The organism is Vibrio sp. Of7-15, from assembly GCF_022347565.1.
In the GTDB taxonomy this organism is placed as follows: domain Bacteria; phylum Pseudomonadota; class Gammaproteobacteria; order Enterobacterales; family Vibrionaceae; genus NORP241.
Window position 1 is genome coordinate 157,616 of the sequence record NZ_JAKRGH010000005.1, and the last position, 16,420, is coordinate 174,035.

The following is a 16,420-nucleotide window of genomic DNA, read 5'->3' on the forward strand; positions in this document are numbered from 1 at the left end:
GAAGGTAAACCATGAAGGTTGTTTTCCGTGTCGACTCGTCTCTATTGATTGGCAGCGGTCATGTCATGAGATGTTTAGTTCTTGCTGATGAACTGAAACGTAAGGGTTATGACATACTCTTTGCGTGTACACCGCTAAAAGGTGATATGCGCTCCTTTATTGGTAAACGAGGCTTCGATGTTGTCACTCTCCCAGAACCGAAAACAGTAATAGAGCCTGCAACTGATATTGATTATGTATCTTGGCTTCAGAAGAGTGTGTCTGAAGATGCAAGGGATTTTCTCAAAACGATAACCCATGCTGATCTTGTCATTACGGATCATTATGCTATTGGGCAAGAGTGGCAAAGCACTATTATAAAATCTCTTAACTGTCGATTGTTCGCCATTGATGATTTAGCGAGATATCACAAGGCTGACTTAATTCTAGATCAAACTTTAGGTCGTTCGGAGTTAGATTATCGAAAATCATTTGCACGAGTATTAACTGGGAGTAGCTATGCTTTATTACAGCATAGTTTCTCTAATAAAAGAGAACGGGCAATTTCAAGAACATTCACGAGTGATGTACCTAACGTACTCGTGTCGATGGGCGGGATAGATTCACCTAATGCTACTCTAAAGGTGCTAGAAGCCTTACATAATCAAATTGAGGCAAAGTTCACGGTCTTGCTGTCGCCAAGAGCTCCCCATTTTCAAAAAGTCACAGCTTGGTGCGAAAAACGGGGGAATGTCACTCATATAGAGTTTGTATCTGATATGGCAAGCTTAATGTTGAGTCATGATATAGCAATTGGAGCGCCAGGTACGACGAGTTGGGAGCGTGCTTGTTTAGGATTACCTAACTTAATTGTCCCTCTTGCAGACAATCAAAAGATGATTTGTGAGCAACTTGTCGAGCATGGTGCGTCAATAAAAGTCGATATTTGTAGAATTGCCAAAGATCTCCTTAAAGGATATGAGACTACGTTAAAGTGTTGGGAAACTTTCAAAAAGGCTAATCTTACTCTGTGTGATGGGCGAGGCGTAAGAAGGGTTGTTTATGAAATTGAAAATCTTTTTGCTTATGAATTAGATAATGTTGCTCTGCAAAGAGCTTCATCACAAGATATAAAGCAAGTTTATGATTGGCAATGTCATCCAGAAACTAGAAAACACGCACTAACTCCCGCAATTCCTACGTGGCAGGAGCACCAAAAGTGGATGTCTAAAAAGCTGCAATCTGCTTCTGACTACTTTTATATGGTTATGGATAAAGCAAATGGCTATAAGTTGGGGTCAGTGCGTTTAGATAGAGTAAGATCGGGACATTATCTAGTTTCAATATTTATTGACCCAAATAGCTATGGCAAAGGTATTGCGTTTAAAGCTCTTAAAGCAATAGATGCAATTCATCCAGATGTCACTTTACATGCAACAGTTTTAAAGGCTAATGTCGCTTCTCACAGGCTTTTCCAGAAAGCTTGCTACCAACAAGTCGATGACGAAAATTACGTTCGAAAACCAATTTATTGAGGCAAAAATGAAGCCATTTATTACCATTGAAGGCCGCAAAATCGGTCCGGAATTTCCACCGTATATTATCGCTGAGTTATCGGCTAATCATAATGGCGATATCAATCGTGCATTCCAAATAATGGAAGAAGCCAAAAAGGCTGGAGCTGATGCAATTAAGTTACAGACCTATACACATGAAACGATCACAATGGATTGTGATTCTGAAGAATTTCAGATTCACGGTGGCCTTTGGGATGGTCAAACTTTGTATGAGTTGTATAAAGGGGCACATATGCCTTGGGAGTGGCATAAACCATTATTTGAAAAAGCAAAAGAATTAGATATTACAATATTTAGTTCACCTTTTGATTTCTCGGCTGTTGAATTATTAGAAGATCTTGATGCTCCTGCTTATAAAATAGCTTCCTTTGAAGTAATTGACTTACCTTTAATAAAACGTGTTGCTCAAACTGGTAAACCAATGATTATCTCAACGGGGATGGCTAATGAGGAAGAAATTTTAGAAGCTGTTACAACCGCCAGAGAAAATGGTTGTCAAGAGCTAGTTGTATTGCATTGCGTGAGCGGTTATCCAGCTCCAGCTGAACAGTATAATTTGAAGACAATTGTTGATATTTCGGAGCGCTTTGGTGTACTTTCTGGACTATCTGACCATACTATCGACAATGCAACAGCGATAGCATCTGTGGCATTGGGAGCATGCTTGATTGAAAAGCATGTGACAATGGATCGTAATGGTGGTGGCGCTGATGATAGTTTTTCACTTGAGCCTCATGAGCTTAAAGCACTTTGCAAAGATTCGAAAACTGCTTGGCAAGCGATGGGGAAGGTTAATTATGAACGAACAGAAGCAGAAAAAGGAAATGTGAAATTTCGTCGTTCATTGTATGTAGTGAAAGATATTCGAGCTGGTGAAGTACTAACTTCTGAAAATATCCGAAGTATCCGGCCTGGCTTTGGTTTAGCTCCAAAGTACTATGAAGACGTACTAGGTAAAAAAGCGAAAATTGATTTAGTAAAAGGCACAGCTTTAGCGCTAAGCTCTATTAAATAGAAGGTTATTATTATGCAGTATTGTAAAAAATGTATTATGCCAACGACTCGGCCTGAACAAGTATTTAAAGATGGTATTTGTGATGCGTGTTATTCTGCTGATGAAAAACATAATGATATAGATTGGTCATCCAGAGAAAAAGAATTTGAGGCGCTATTAGAAAAATACAGAAGTAAAGATGGCAGTCAATACGATTGTATTATTCCAGTAAGTGGCGGAAAAGATAGTTGTTATCAGGCAATTACAATGCGTGATAAGTATGGTATGAATCCATTATGTGTCACTCATACACCTTGTGAGCTTACCGAAGTTGGCCTAAAAAACCTTAACTTTTTACGAGATCAAGGGTTCGATCTCATACAAATATCAGGAAATAGAAAGAACTATAAAGAGCTTGTCCGTATTGGTTTTTTTAAGCTTGGTGACTGCTGTTGGCCTGAGCATATTGGAATATTTACAGCGCCAGTACGTGTTGCTGTAAATTATAATATTCCTTTGCTTATTTGGGGGGAAAACTCCCAATTTGAATACGGCGGCCCTGCGACTAAAAAAGATAATAATTATTTAGATAGAAATTGGCTTGAACAATTTCAGATGAGTGGGCATAGGCTTTCTGATGTTGTTCATGATGGGGTTGAATTAAATACAATTAAAACACTAATTTACCCTTCAGATGAAGATGTTAGGCGTGTTGGTGTAACTGGACTATTTCTAGGATACTTTGAAAAATGGGACTCTAAACGAAATGTAGATCTTTGTTGTAGTCTAGGGTGGAATAAGAACCCTGATGGACCTGTAGAGGGTGCATATAATGATATTGAAAACCTTGATTGTAAGTATATCGGTGGTTTACATGATTATATGAAGTTTATTAAATATGGGTATGGACGCGCAACTGATCAAATTTGTATAGAAATCCGAGCTGGTCGTATGACTCGTGAAGAAGGTATTAAAGCGCTGAAAGAGTCAAGTGAAGGCCAAGTACCTATGAAGTATGTACCTGACTTTTTAGAATATTTAGATATTTCAGAAAAAGAGTTCTTTGATAACTTAGATCGTTTTACTAACAAGATGTTGTTCGCACGAGATGAAGAAACAGGTGAGTTGATTAAAGACTCGAAAGGTAATTTGGTTAGGAAATTCTTCCCAGAGTAAATTAGGTATGCTGAAAGTTATTGATTTAAAAGTTGGAAATATAGGTAGCATAACTAAAGCTATTTCTCATTTAGGCTTTGATTATGAGTTAGTTACAGAGCCTGAACAACTTTTGGGAGCGAGTAAAATCATTTTACCTGGAGTTGGTGGTTTCTCTGCTGCGTCAGAAAGAATTTTTAACTCTGGTTTTGCTGATGCTTTAAATAAATATGTTGTTGAAGATGAAATTCCCATATTAGGAATCTGCGTTGGTATGCAATTATTAGCGAAGTCAGGTGATGAAGGATATCTTTCTCCAGGACTAGGTTATATTGATGCTGTGGTAAAAAAAATAGACAGTATGAATAATACCCTCATTGTTCCCCATATGGGTTGGAATGATGTTGATTTTGGAACTTTACGTCTATTTAATGATATCGAAGAAAATAGTTGCTTTTATTTTGTGCATAGTTATTCAATGAGAATTAATGATACACAAGATGTTAATGTAGCTTATACAGATTATGGTGAAAATATAGTTGCGTATGTGAACAAAAAGAATGTGCATGGTACTCAATTTCACCCTGAAAAAAGTCAGTCTGTAGGGCTGAAGTTTATACGGAATTTTATCGAATTATGTTAAGAAAACGCATAATCCCTATGGTATTATTAGATGGTTTTTCGGTCCTTAAAACCATAAATTTCGAACAACGACGTAATCTTGGAAGCCCTATTACGGTTGCAAGAACATATAATACGAGAAATGTTGATGAATTAATTCTTTTAGATATTGATGCATCGAAGCAAGGTCGAGCGATAGATAAATTTACTATCGCTGAAATTGCACAAGATTGCTTTATGCCGCTAACTGTTGGTGGTGGCATAAAAACAATTGAAGATATTCAAGGGCTTTTAGTTAAAGGAGCGGATAAGGTAGCTATTAATTCTTATGCTATAGATAACCCAGACTTTATTAAAGAATCTTCAGCCATATTTGGGTCACAATGTATCACTATATCTATTGATGTTGTAGAACAGGATGGTGACTTTTTAATATATAGTCGTGGAGAAATAATTCACGACTTAAGTTTATCTAATTGGATGCAGACTGTAGAAAGTTTAGGTGCAGGGGAATTAATAATTAATAATGTTAGCAGAGATGGAATGATGCAAGGGGGAAGTGTTGCTCTTGCTGAATACATTTCAGATATCGTATCAATTCCTGTAATATATGCTGGTGGTATAAGCTCACCTTCAGATGCAGCTCTTATTGCAGAAACTAAAGTTTCAGGAGTTGGGGTAGCTAGTATTTTTCACTTTACTGATTACACGCCTCAAGATTGCAACAAAGCGCTTAGAAAAAACAATATTCCAGTTAGATAATACGGACTTTATAAAATAACCACATATATCTTATGTGGTTATTTTATTACCATGCAAGGAAGGGAATAACCGTATATATTTTATGCGGTTATTCTATTACTATACAAGGAAGGGAATAGGATGAGGGTAGAAAAAGTTGATATAGCAAAAGGAATTGGGATTATATGTATAATAATATCGCATTGTTTTATATCTGGTACGCCTCTACATAAATGGTTATATTCATTTCATATCCCACTATTTTTCTATATGTCAGGCTTGTTCTATAAAGAAAGAAGCACAAACGAATTAATTAAAACTAGATTTAATACATTAATTAAGCCATATTTTTTCTTCGCAATTACGTCTTTATCTTTATATTTTTTCATTGGTTATTTTAGTCATTCAATAAATATTACAACAGATGACTCAATCAATAAATGGGTTGGGATTTTTTACGCAAATGGTTATGATAAGTGGATGTTTAATATAACTTTATGGTTCTTACCTTGCTTGTTTTTTTTAGAAAATATTTATAATCTGATATATAGGAAAACACCTAGAAGATATGTAGAGCTTATAATAGTAATAGTTGTTCTAATTGGTTATCAGATGAGCTTCTACCCGTATATATACCTCCCTATTAGTGCTGATGTCGCGTTTGTAGCATTATTATTTTATCATATGGGAAATGTGACAAAAAAACATACTTTAAGTGATAATTCATTTGGGCTTATATCATTTTTGGTCTTTCTTGGAATATCATTATTCTTAATCGAATATTCAGAGCTAGTGAATATGTCTCATAGAGAGTATGGGAACTTGCTCATGCTATACATCCAAGGCGTTATTGGTGTGTGTATGGTAATATCATTATCAAACTTTATCAAAAAATCTTCTGTGCTATCATTTTTTGGCCAGAATTCCTTAATTATTTTAGGTACCCATACTATTATAATTTCATTATTCATGGGGCTACTACCAAAGATTGGTATTAACTATTCAAGTGAAATTGGAAAAACTATACAATCTTTTATCCTTTGTATTACTGTTTTACCTATTGTGATTTTTATATTGAATTATAAGTTTAGTTTCTTCCTCGGAAAGGAAAAGAAAATTAACTAAGAATATACTTTACAATAAAATTTTGTTATACGATATAATATAAATCAGGTGTGTTTAATGATAAAAAGAATAATACATAAAGTTATATTTAATATAAAATGCTTATTTAGCAATAAATTCAATGAATACCACTATTTTAAGTTTGATATTAATAAGCCACTACCAAAGGGGGCTTATCGTGTGATGAATAATTGCTGTGATATATTGTCAAAACTTGATTTAAAATACCGGCTAACGGATGGTACTGTGCTTGGCCTATATAGAGAGGGGGCTTTTATTGCTCATGATAATGATATCGATGTTGATGTTTTTGATGTTAATGAAAAAGAAATAAATAAAATAAAAAATGAATTCAAAAAAAATGGTTATTCTATTGGAAGAATTGCTACTAATTTTGGATTAACACAACAAGTTGTTTTTTATAATGACGAAAATATTATATTTGATATATTGTTCTGGTATAAAAATGGGAAAAAGTATGAAAATTTTTCAGAGCAGGGTTTTTTAAGAGCACAAGATGAAAAATATTTTAATGATTTGAGTATTTTTAATTATGATAATCATGATTACTTTATTCCAGGCCATATAGAAGAATGGTTAGTAGTTAGGTATGGACCTGACTGGAAAACACCTAAAACATATAAAGGTGATTGGAAAGATGATTGCTTTGATTTGGAAAAAATAAATGAATAAGAAGTTTTATAACTTTACCCCTGGGCCTGTACCTATGGAAGATTCCGTTATAAATGTACTGAATCAAGAGCTTCCATATTTTAGAACTAAGGATTTTTCAGAACTCACGTTAAAATGCAAGCAGTCTATGCTATCAATGTTTAATGCTGGAGCTAACTCAGATATTATCTTTCTTAGTGCTACTGGTACAGCAGCAATGGAAGCCTCTATACTTAATTTAGTAAAGGGAGATCACCAAAATTTAGTTATAAATGGTGGCGGCTTTTCGCAAAGATTCATTGACATATTAAATAGGCATGAAAAAAACACCCAAAGTGTTAATCTTGTTTCTGGGGATGCTAGTTTACCTAAAGGCCTGAATTTTGAGGGTATTGATAATGTAATTGTCAACGGGCACGAAACGACAACTGGTGTCTTATATAACTTAGAAGAAATAGGATCTCTTTGTAAGAAGAGTCAATGTAGTTTTATTGTTGATGCTATAAGTATGGCTATTACTGATGAGATTGATATTAGTCGTGATAATATTGATTGTTTGATTGTAAGTTCTCATAAAGCATTTGGTCTACATCCGGGTATGTCTTTTATTATTTTAAGTGAAAAAATGATAAAACGCATCAATATAAATAATAAAGTTCCGCTATATTTTGATTTTTCATTATATCTAAATGATATGAAAAGAGGGCAGATGCCATTCACACCATCAATTAATGTCATGTTGCAATTGGATGCATTTTTTGATTCTTGGTCTAAAAATGGAAATGTCTATTATATAAAAAGAGCTAAAGAATTAGCTTTATATTTCCGTGAGCAACTGGTGAGTAAAAATCTTCCATTTAGCGAATATTCCAACAGTATGCCGAATGCGATGACTTCCGTTGCTGTTGGGAATGGGCTAAATGCACGTGATATTGTTGATAGGCTCAATGAGAAAAACATATTTGTAGCGCCCTCTGGAGGGGAATTAGAAAGCAAGATTTTCAGGGTTTCTCATATGGGAAATCAAACTAAAAAAGATATAGATATTTTAGTTAGAGAACTCGAAAGCATTACTAAAGGTATGGAAATATGAAAGCAATATTAATGGCAGCTGGGGTTGGTAGTCGTATATCAAGACATATTGATGGAAAACCGAAATGCTTACTTGAAGTTAATGGGCAAACTCTTATTGAAAGAACATGTCAGCTATTAAGGAAGTTTGGCGTTGAGGATATTTCTGTAGTAGTTGGCTATAAGTCGGAACTGATAATTGATCAGTTAGATGAAAATATTAAGTTTTATAAAAACCCATTTTATAGAGTTACTAATTCTATTGCTTCTCTTTGGTTTGCTAGGAAAGAATTAGACACTAAAGTTGATGTTATTATTTTAAATGCAGATTTATTTTTTGAAGAAAAAGCATTGTCGAGATTAATTGACAACAAGAATAAATCTAATAACAGCATATTATTAGCAGATAGCAGTCGAATCATCGATGCAGATTACCGTTTTAACTATGAAGGTAATCATCTTTTAAAATACGGAAAAGATTTATCAATAGAAGAGACGACAGGAGAGTATGTTGGAGTCGGGCTTTTAAGTGGTAGTATGATAAACTCATTCAAGGAAAGCTTAATAGATTTAGTTGAATTGAAAGAAGAAAATGACTTATGGTGGGAGAATGTTATATACAATAATGTTCCCAACGAAAATCTTATTTATATTGAGGATATAAAGGGAATATTTTGGGCTGAGATGGACTATATTGAAGATTATGAAAGAACTCTTCAGTATGTTAAAGAGCATAACACCTAAGGAGTGTTGTTAGCAATTAATAATAGTATGCTCTTATTAATACAGCCTTTGACTTAAGCATTAAAAGGTTAATTTACTAAGCTATAAAATATTATAGTATAAATTTAATCATTTTTTATTTTGATAAATCATAAATTATATATCATCATGAAAGGAATCTATCACTTTCATGATGAATTTTCAATTTTTATGGTTATAAAAGTATTTTAGCTCCATTAAATTTAAAGAAATGCCTTTATCTTAATTCTTTATTTATATAAGAATAAATTTTAAAAGAGATATAAACTCCCCAAAATAAATAAAAATTAAATTTTTATTTAAAAGGATCTACTAGTGTTAGAAATAGTAAAAAATGTTTTTTCAATTCTATTGATTAATAAAAAAAGAGAATTTGTATCTCTTGTAGTATTAATGTTTATTCTTTCGATGCTCGAATTGATAGGCTTAGGGATATTGATTCCTGTAATAAATGCTCTATCTGAACCAAGTGAGTTTAATAATAATAAGTACATTGTTATCATTAATGAGTTATTAAACTTAAAGGGGGAATATAGTGCTATATTTCTTATGCTTATTGGCCTAGTGACATTTTATATAATTAAAGCAGTATCAACACTACTAATTATATTTAAGCAGCAGATTTTTGTTAATGAAATGTTTAAGGATTTGTCAGTAGATATATTGTCACATAGCATGTCTTTAAAGTTTTCGGAATTTAAAAATAAAGATACTTCAAATTATTTGAAAGATATTGTAAGCAGCAGTGCTTATTTATCTCTATGTACATTTAATATCTTACAGCTTTTCACAGAAACCTTTGTTTTAATTTCTATTATTGTATTTCTTTCATTTTATATTGGTATTGTCAATGTTACATATTTAATATTCTCTATTTTAATTATTGGTTGGTTATTTAAATCAGTTACAAAAAATATATCTCTTTATGGGCAGCAACGAGATGATGTCATGCATGATATTACCAAGTCTGCTACAGAAGCTCTCAATGGTTACCGAGAAATTCGTAATAATGATGTATTGAAAAATGTAATTGATGAGTATGAAAAAAAAGCAAATCCATACGTAAATATATACGCAAAGTTTGGTACTATTATATATGTCCCTAAAGTTGTTTTAGAATCTATCACGGCACTAGGAATTATATTGTATCTTTTTTATGTCTTTTTTATGGATATTCCTATTGCCTCAGTCATGCAGAACTTAATCATCTTTGCTTTTGTAGGTTTGAGAACTATTCCTTGTCTTACAAAATTACTCGGGGCATTAGCTCAGATAAGATATTTTGGCAGTGAGTCAGAAAAATTTAAGAAATTATTTTTGGATATAGGTGATAAATATGAATATGAAAGCACTGTAAATGACTTTAAAAAAGAAATCGAATTTAGAGGTATATCATACAAATATCCGGGTAATGATATTAATACTTTGAATGACTTAAGTTTTAAAATTGAAAAGAATAAAAAATATGGATTTGTTGGTCAGTCGGGAAGTGGTAAAAGTACTTTATTTGATCTTATTCTAGGTTTAACATCCCCTTCTAGTGGAGTAATCACTATTGATCAGAATGAATTTAAAACTTTAGAAAATGTCAATGTTACTAAGTTAGTTGGTGTGGTTTCACAAGATTTCTTTATACTTGATGGAAGTTTTAAAAGTAATATTTTATTTTTTAGTGAAAATGAAAATAAAGAACTATTAAAGGAAGCTATTGAGGGTGCACAATTAAAAGAACTTATTACTGGTAATGGGAATCCTATGGTTGGTGAAAATGGGAGTAACTTGTCTGGTGGTCAAAAACAAAGATTGGCAATTGCTAGGAGTTTATACGCGAATAAGAATATTCTATTGTTAGATGAAGCTACTAGTGCACTTGATAATAATACAGAGCGTCAGTTTATAAAATACCTTAATGATAAACAGGATCACACCGTTCTGACAATTGCACATAGACTCACGACAGTGAAAGATTGCGATAAAATATTTGTATTTAAAAATGGCTCAATTGTAGATTCTGGTGACTTTGATGAGCTTTCAAAAACATCTGTTGAATTTAAAAAACTTCTAAATAGTGGAGATGTAATTAATGATGAGTAATCTGTTTCTTAAGATGGTTGAATCAAATAGATTATTCTGGTCGGACGTTAATAAAAAAGATGATGATAATGGTTGTCTTTTATATGAGATGTTTTACTCAGAGCCTGAGATGATATATGGGATATCAAAAACTGCTTTAACAATTGCCAAGCAAAAAAGTTTAAAGCCTATTTGTATAACGGGCCTGAGAGGTAAAAAAGAAAGATTTTCATTGATAAATTCAATGAATGATACGGTTGTAGGTGATCTCTTTTCTTTCTTTAAATCATCAGCGATAAGTGTTGTACCTATCCTAAAAACTATGATTTCTATAAGAAACAAAAAAGACCTACTCAATTTAGAGATCGATGGGTATAAAGTAGGGCATCATATATATGATGCTATATTAAAAGCGTTATATATACCCGAGATAAATAAAATGACACTTCCAGTAAGAAAGATACTTCTTCTGGAAATTTGTTACTTTTATTTTTTTAAAAAAATTATAGAAAATGAAAAAGTAAAAGTTATTGTTTTAGGTGATAATGTCTATAGATGTGGTTTACTATTTGAATTAGCCAGACATAATAATATAGAGTGTATTACTCCAATTAACTTGAATGGTTTTTCTATGTGTAGATATATAGATAAAGGTGATTTTGAAAACCATGATAGAAAACCGGATATGGCAGTTTTAAAATCTCTAGATAATAATTTTATTGATAATTATCTTGAGTCTTATTTCTCAAAGAGGTTTGGTGCATCTTTAGAGCATCATGATGTGTTAAAGGCATTTTCAAATGATAAAACCGTCTACAATAAACTTGATATAATAAAGCAATATGGATTAAATAAAGATCTTCCGATTGTGGTTGTTATGAGCCATATATTTTGTGATGCTCCTCATTCATACCCAGGTATGATCTATGATGATTACAAGCATTGGCTAGTGAATACTATTAAAAATTTAAAGAAAAATAAAAAGGTTAACTTTTTAATCAAAGAACACCCTTCAGCTGATCTTTATAATGAAAAAGGTGTTATTAATAAAATTCTAAAAGATCTGGACTGTGAGCATCTTTTATTAAAAGAAGATGTTCATAATTTAACAATATTAAATTATTTTGATGTGGTTGTTACATGTGGTGGAACTATTGGGCAAGAATTTGCTTATAAAGGTAAGCCAGTAGTATTAGCCGCTCAACCTCCATATAGTGGTTTTGGCTTTACTGTTGAGCCGGGAAGTAAAGACCTGTATGAAGAACTAATGAGAACAGGTATAGAAAGTTTAGAGCTTTTAGGTAAGAACCAAAAAGAAATGGTCAATAAGGTTTTATATCATGATTTCGTTTTGCTTGATAGCTACTCGGATGATTTGGAGTTGGGTGGAGAAAGGTTTTATATAGGAAGAGAGTTTGACTATGATAGATTCTCTAAAAAAATAATTGACTACAATAAAGTTCCGATTGATAACCAAATAATGTATAAAAAACTAGAAAATTATATCCTGTCTGATAAAAAACATTTATTAAGGGAGGAGGAAGTATGAATAAAAAATTATCAATAATAATTGTGACGTACAATAGCATTGAAGTTATTGAAGAATGTCTTAATTCAATTGAAAAATATAATGATATTGGAAGTGGTTTGGAGGTTTTAATCGTAGATAACTCTCCGGTCTTTGAAATTAACGATTTTGTAAGTGACTTAAAGTTAGATTTAGATATAAAATTAATTCATAACCCAAAAAATGGTGGCTTTGGGCAAGGTAATAACATTGGTGTTAAAGCTTCTAATGGAGAGCTACTTTTAATTTTAAATGCTGATACTATTTTAGTTGAGCCTGTATTTTCATACATCCTTGATAAATTTGAGGATGAAACTCTCACTGCAGCTGGTTTCAAGTTAGTTGGAAGAGACGGTAAAGTAAATAATTCATTTGCACTATTTCCTGAATATAACTATTTTTATTTCATTATCCCATTAAAGCTACTTTACTTTTTTGTGTTAAAATTTAGTATGCTATCAAAGCTTATTTTTCCATGGGGAGCAGACTTTGTAGTTAGGAAGAATGATTTTATTGAAGCAGGGATGTTTGATGAGAAAATATTTTTATGTAATGAAGAACCAGATTTAACTAAACGGCTTGGTGGTAAAGTAAGGATTTTCAATAAACCAATTATTCACCTAGAAGGGCATACAACAGTGGTTGATGACTTGAGATTTAATGAATGGTTATTAAGTACACGTTATTATTTTTCAAAGTATAACCTAGATTTTGATAAGTTTATTAAAGTTGAGATTAAGCTTAACAGGCTTAAAATTAAAATAAAAAAATTACTAGGCCATAATGTTGAACATTTAGTGTCGTATGTAAATATGATTGAAGATAGAATGCGGTGATAGTTCCTTTAGCTCGGAGACATAAAGGGCCTAATATAATGACATTGCAATTAACGGATTTATATTATTATTCGTTTCTTGCAATGTTTTCTGTTATTGTTTTTACGAACCTTCTCCCTTCAGATTGGGTTATAATAACACGTCCTTTTGTTATTATATCATCACTGTTATCTATTGTTTTACTAAATAACTTAAAAGGCGTTTTTTATGTATTGATATTATATATATTTATACTTATCTATACATTGTCTCCTTTGGTTTTTAGTAGCGTTAACCCTTCTTATTTGGCTAATAATACTCGGTACCTTATATATTTTGTGTTGATATTTGGCTTGATAAGAATACTAGAATCTACCCCTTTGGAGCGTTTGTTATATAGCATGTCAAAGGTCTTCGTAGTTAAGCTAATTATTGTTGGGATGATTAGCTTAAATATGAATTTATTAGGAGGATTGTTTTCAAATTATATTCTAAATGGGATGGATTTAGTTGTTCATGAGCTGTTTGGCCAGTACCGTATTCTTGACTTATATTTGTTTTTATTTCCTCTAGTGTTTCTTTATGTAGAAAATAAAAGTAGAAAAGTTAAAATTTTAGTTCATTCTTTATTGTTTTTCAATATTCTTTCTTCTATTACATTTGGAATTATATTTTCTTATTTAATTGTAATGAGCCTAAGGTATAAATATTTTAGAAGTATCCTTATTTTTGTTATTTTCGCTATATTTTTTATATATTACGATTATTTTATAAGTTTGTATGACAACTTTTTGCTAGAAAAAAGTGTTTCGATTGAAGTTAAATTAAATCAATTTCTCTTTGTATTTGACAATATAAGCATTTGGGGGCAAGGATTAGGGCAATCTATATCGATAGAAGGGCGTGTTGACTCAATGCTTGAAAATGTCTTTATCTACTGGTTTATTGTGTATGGAATTATAGGGATGATATTTATGGTTACTTTTTTTATACTATTCCCATTTTACATCTGTTTCCAGTATCGAAAAAATATATCATTACAAATTCTCTTTTATGTACATTTGTCTGTACTTCTAGTTTCTGCCTCAAATCCTTTTTTAGAGTCCGTCATTGGTATAATTCCTATGATGATAATAGTTTCATTTTTTATTTGTAATGGAGCTTTATTTAAAGAAAAAACAAGTAAATTATATTTTTAGAATGATTTTAATTTATCAATAATAGATAAAAGGGAATACTCTGGAAATATTCAACATGAGTGAATATAAACTATTGGGAGGTGATAGAATGAAAATAGTTAATATAAATAGTGGATTAGGAAATCAAATGTTCCAATTTGCTTTTTATTTGTCATTAAAGGAAAAGTATAAAAATGAAGATGTTAAAGTTGATCTTTCATGGTTTGATTCTGAAGAGTTCCATAATGGCTTTGAGTTAGAAAAAATTTTTAATGTATCTCCAGATTACTCAAGTCGGAAAGAAGTTAGCAGCTTATCACAAGTGGGTTATAGTTTATATTCTAGAATAATGAGAAGACTACTCCCTAGAAAAAAAAGTGAGATCATTGAATTAAAAGAAAATCAATTTAGTTTTAACCCTGAACTATATGGTAATGCAGGAGATAGTAATTACTATCTTGGCTATTGGCAAAGCTATAAATATTTTTATTCTATAGAAAATATAGTCAAAGACACATTTAATTTTCCACCTTTTAATGAATTTGAAAATAAGTCTATGAATTCTTTTTTAGAAGATAATAAGGCTAGGACTGTTTCTATTCACGTTCGAAGGGGAGATTACTCAAATCATAAATCGTTAGGGGGATTGTGCTCTATAGAATATTATGAGAAAGCTATCTTAGAAGTAGAAAAAAAAATAAAAAATCCAATTTTTATCGTTTTTTCAAATGATATAGATTGGTGCAGAGAAAATTTAACTTTCGATAACGTTAAATTTGTTGATTGGAATAGTGGTGAGCTTTCTTATCGTGATATGCAATTAATGAGTATGTGCAACAGTAATATTCTTGCAAATAGCAGCTTTAGTTGGTGGGGAGCTTTTCTTAATTCAAATGAAGATAAATTAGTGATCGCTCCTAAAGTTTGGATAAGAGGAAATGATACTAAGGACTTAACACCAAAAGACTGGATTAGAATATGATAGGGAAGATAAAGTAAATTATTGATATTTTGTTTTTAATTTATATAAGGTAAGGAAGTTCTATCTAATATACATATCGGACAATATGTTAAATTTAAGATAAATATTTGATTATGATTAATAATATAACTGACATAGAAGTTTCTATAGTAGTACCAATGTATAATGCAGAGAGCACAATATCTTCTGCGCTAGATTCAGTCTTGAAACAAACGTATCAAGGTCCTTTAGAGGTAATCATTGTTAATGATGGTTCTATAGACCAGTCCGAACAGGTAGTTAAAGATTACATTCGTCATAATACATCTAAAAATGTGATTATTAATTTAATAAATCAGGAAAATTCCGGTGTTTCGTCTGCCAGAAATGCTGGAATAAAGCAGGCAAAGGGAGAATGGGTTGCACTGTTAGATTCTGATGATGTTTGGTTACCTTTAAAGCTTGAAAAGCAAATGGATGAAATAAAAAAAAATGCTGACATTAGTTTTATTGGGTGTAATCGAAATGGCGAAATTTACCCATATTTTGATAAGAAAGAAGAAAAATTATTTACGCTAAACGCTAAACAGTTATTAATTAAATGGTATCCGCAAACTTCAACAGTTTTGATGTCATCTAAAGTTTTACATGATAATAAATTTGATGAAAGAAGGAAGTATGGGGAAGATGGGGATTTATGGTTAAGGATATTAGAGAGCTATAAGATCTATGTTTTGAATCAAGATTTAGTTATAACTGGTGGTGGTAAAAGGCATTTCGGTGAATCAGGTTTATCAGCTAACTTATCAAAAATGTTCTCTGGTGAATTACTAAATTTGCGAGATGCATTAATGCGTAAACAAATCAGTTTTATGGATTTTGCATTTTTGTGGCCTTATATGTATTTAAAGTACGTACGACGAATAATTATAACAAAGGTTTTGAAGAGAGCTTAGCCTTTATCAATTTGATATATTGCTTTTTTTTTTGTTTGTATTTATATGTTACAATCTGATTTTAGGTAAAGATAACGCATATTAACTATAGTAAAGACAAGCTCTTTTGAAGGGCTCCTAAGTAATGAAAGTGGTAAAAATATATTGTTATAGCCAGTGCTTAGTCTCCGTTA

The 16,420-nt window shown here is 31.6% G+C and carries 15 protein-coding genes; all 15 read left to right on the top strand.

Annotation, left to right across the window (positions count from 1 at the left end):
- The first annotated feature begins 11 nt into the window (after positions 1-11).
- The 15 genes from pseG to MHO82_RS08275 all read left to right on the top strand — a co-directional run bounded on the left by pseG (position 12) and on the right by MHO82_RS08275 (position 16,247).
- Positions 12-1,514, top strand: a complete 1,503-nt coding sequence (pseG, locus tag MHO82_RS08205) for a UDP-2,4-diacetamido-2,4,6-trideoxy-beta-L-altropyranose hydrolase (RefSeq protein WP_239183388.1) — start codon at positions 12-14, stop codon at positions 1,512-1,514.
- Positions 1,515-1,521: 7 nt separating this feature from the next.
- Positions 1,522-2,571 carry a pseudaminic acid synthase gene (gene pseI / locus MHO82_RS08210; RefSeq protein WP_239183389.1) on the top strand — a complete coding sequence of 350 codons (1,050 nt, stop codon included), beginning with the start codon at positions 1,522-1,524 and terminating at the stop codon, positions 2,569-2,571.
- 12 nt (positions 2,572-2,583) lie between these two features.
- Positions 2,584-3,726: an N-acetyl sugar amidotransferase gene (locus tag MHO82_RS08215; RefSeq protein ID WP_239183390.1), complete on the top strand. Its 1,143-nt coding sequence runs from the start codon at positions 2,584-2,586 to the stop codon at positions 3,724-3,726.
- Positions 3,727-3,733: 7 nt separating this feature from the next.
- Entirely contained in the window at positions 3,734-4,348 is a 615-nt protein-coding gene (gene hisH, locus MHO82_RS08220; protein WP_239183391.1) for an imidazole glycerol phosphate synthase subunit HisH, read from the top strand.
- Positions 4,342-5,088 carry an imidazole glycerol phosphate synthase cyclase subunit gene (locus MHO82_RS08225; protein WP_239183392.1) on the top strand — a complete coding sequence of 249 codons (747 nt, stop codon included), beginning with the start codon at positions 4,342-4,344 and terminating at the stop codon, positions 5,086-5,088. Before hisH ends, MHO82_RS08225 begins: the two co-directional genes overlap by 7 nt.
- Before the next feature lie 120 nt (positions 5,089-5,208).
- Positions 5,209-6,192 (top strand): acyltransferase family protein, encoded by a 984-nt coding sequence (locus MHO82_RS08230; RefSeq protein WP_239183393.1) that lies wholly within the window; start codon positions 5,209-5,211, stop codon positions 6,190-6,192.
- Between the two features lie 57 nt (positions 6,193-6,249).
- Positions 6,250-6,885, top strand: coding sequence for a hypothetical protein (locus MHO82_RS08235; RefSeq protein ID WP_239183394.1), 636 nt, complete (start codon positions 6,250-6,252; stop codon positions 6,883-6,885).
- Positions 6,878-7,957 (top strand): aminotransferase class V-fold PLP-dependent enzyme, encoded by a 1,080-nt coding sequence (locus tag MHO82_RS08240; RefSeq protein ID WP_239183395.1) that lies wholly within the window; start codon positions 6,878-6,880, stop codon positions 7,955-7,957. Before MHO82_RS08235 ends, MHO82_RS08240 begins: the two co-directional genes overlap by 8 nt.
- The gene (locus MHO82_RS08245) at positions 7,954-8,679 is read left to right on the top strand and encodes a phosphocholine cytidylyltransferase family protein (protein ID WP_239183396.1); all 726 of its coding nucleotides are present in this window, start codon (positions 7,954-7,956) and stop codon (positions 8,677-8,679) included. The genes MHO82_RS08240 and MHO82_RS08245 overlap by 4 nt, the downstream gene beginning before the upstream one ends.
- 333 nt (positions 8,680-9,012) lie before the next feature.
- Complete coding sequence (locus tag MHO82_RS08250) at positions 9,013-10,791, top strand: ABC transporter ATP-binding protein (protein ID WP_239183397.1); 1,779 nt, start codon at positions 9,013-9,015, stop codon at positions 10,789-10,791.
- The gene (locus MHO82_RS08255; RefSeq protein WP_239183398.1) at positions 10,781-12,319 is read left to right on the top strand and encodes a hypothetical protein; all 1,539 of its coding nucleotides are present in this window, start codon (positions 10,781-10,783) and stop codon (positions 12,317-12,319) included. Before MHO82_RS08250 ends, MHO82_RS08255 begins: the two co-directional genes overlap by 11 nt.
- Positions 12,316-13,173, top strand: a complete 858-nt coding sequence (locus tag MHO82_RS08260; RefSeq protein WP_239183399.1) for a glycosyltransferase — start codon at positions 12,316-12,318, stop codon at positions 13,171-13,173. Before MHO82_RS08255 ends, MHO82_RS08260 begins: the two co-directional genes overlap by 4 nt.
- A 38-nt stretch (positions 13,174-13,211) precedes the next feature.
- On the top strand, positions 13,212-14,351 hold the full coding sequence (locus MHO82_RS08265; protein WP_239183400.1) for a hypothetical protein: 1,140 nt from the start codon (positions 13,212-13,214) through the stop codon (positions 14,349-14,351).
- An 88-nt stretch (positions 14,352-14,439) separates the two neighbouring features.
- Positions 14,440-15,312 carry an alpha-1,2-fucosyltransferase gene (locus tag MHO82_RS08270; protein WP_239183401.1) on the top strand — a complete coding sequence of 291 codons (873 nt, stop codon included), beginning with the start codon at positions 14,440-14,442 and terminating at the stop codon, positions 15,310-15,312.
- 113 nt (positions 15,313-15,425) lie between these two features.
- The gene (locus tag MHO82_RS08275) at positions 15,426-16,247 is read left to right on the top strand and encodes a glycosyltransferase family 2 protein (RefSeq protein WP_275440550.1); all 822 of its coding nucleotides are present in this window, start codon (positions 15,426-15,428) and stop codon (positions 16,245-16,247) included.
- The last annotated feature ends 173 nt before the right edge of the window (positions 16,248-16,420 follow it).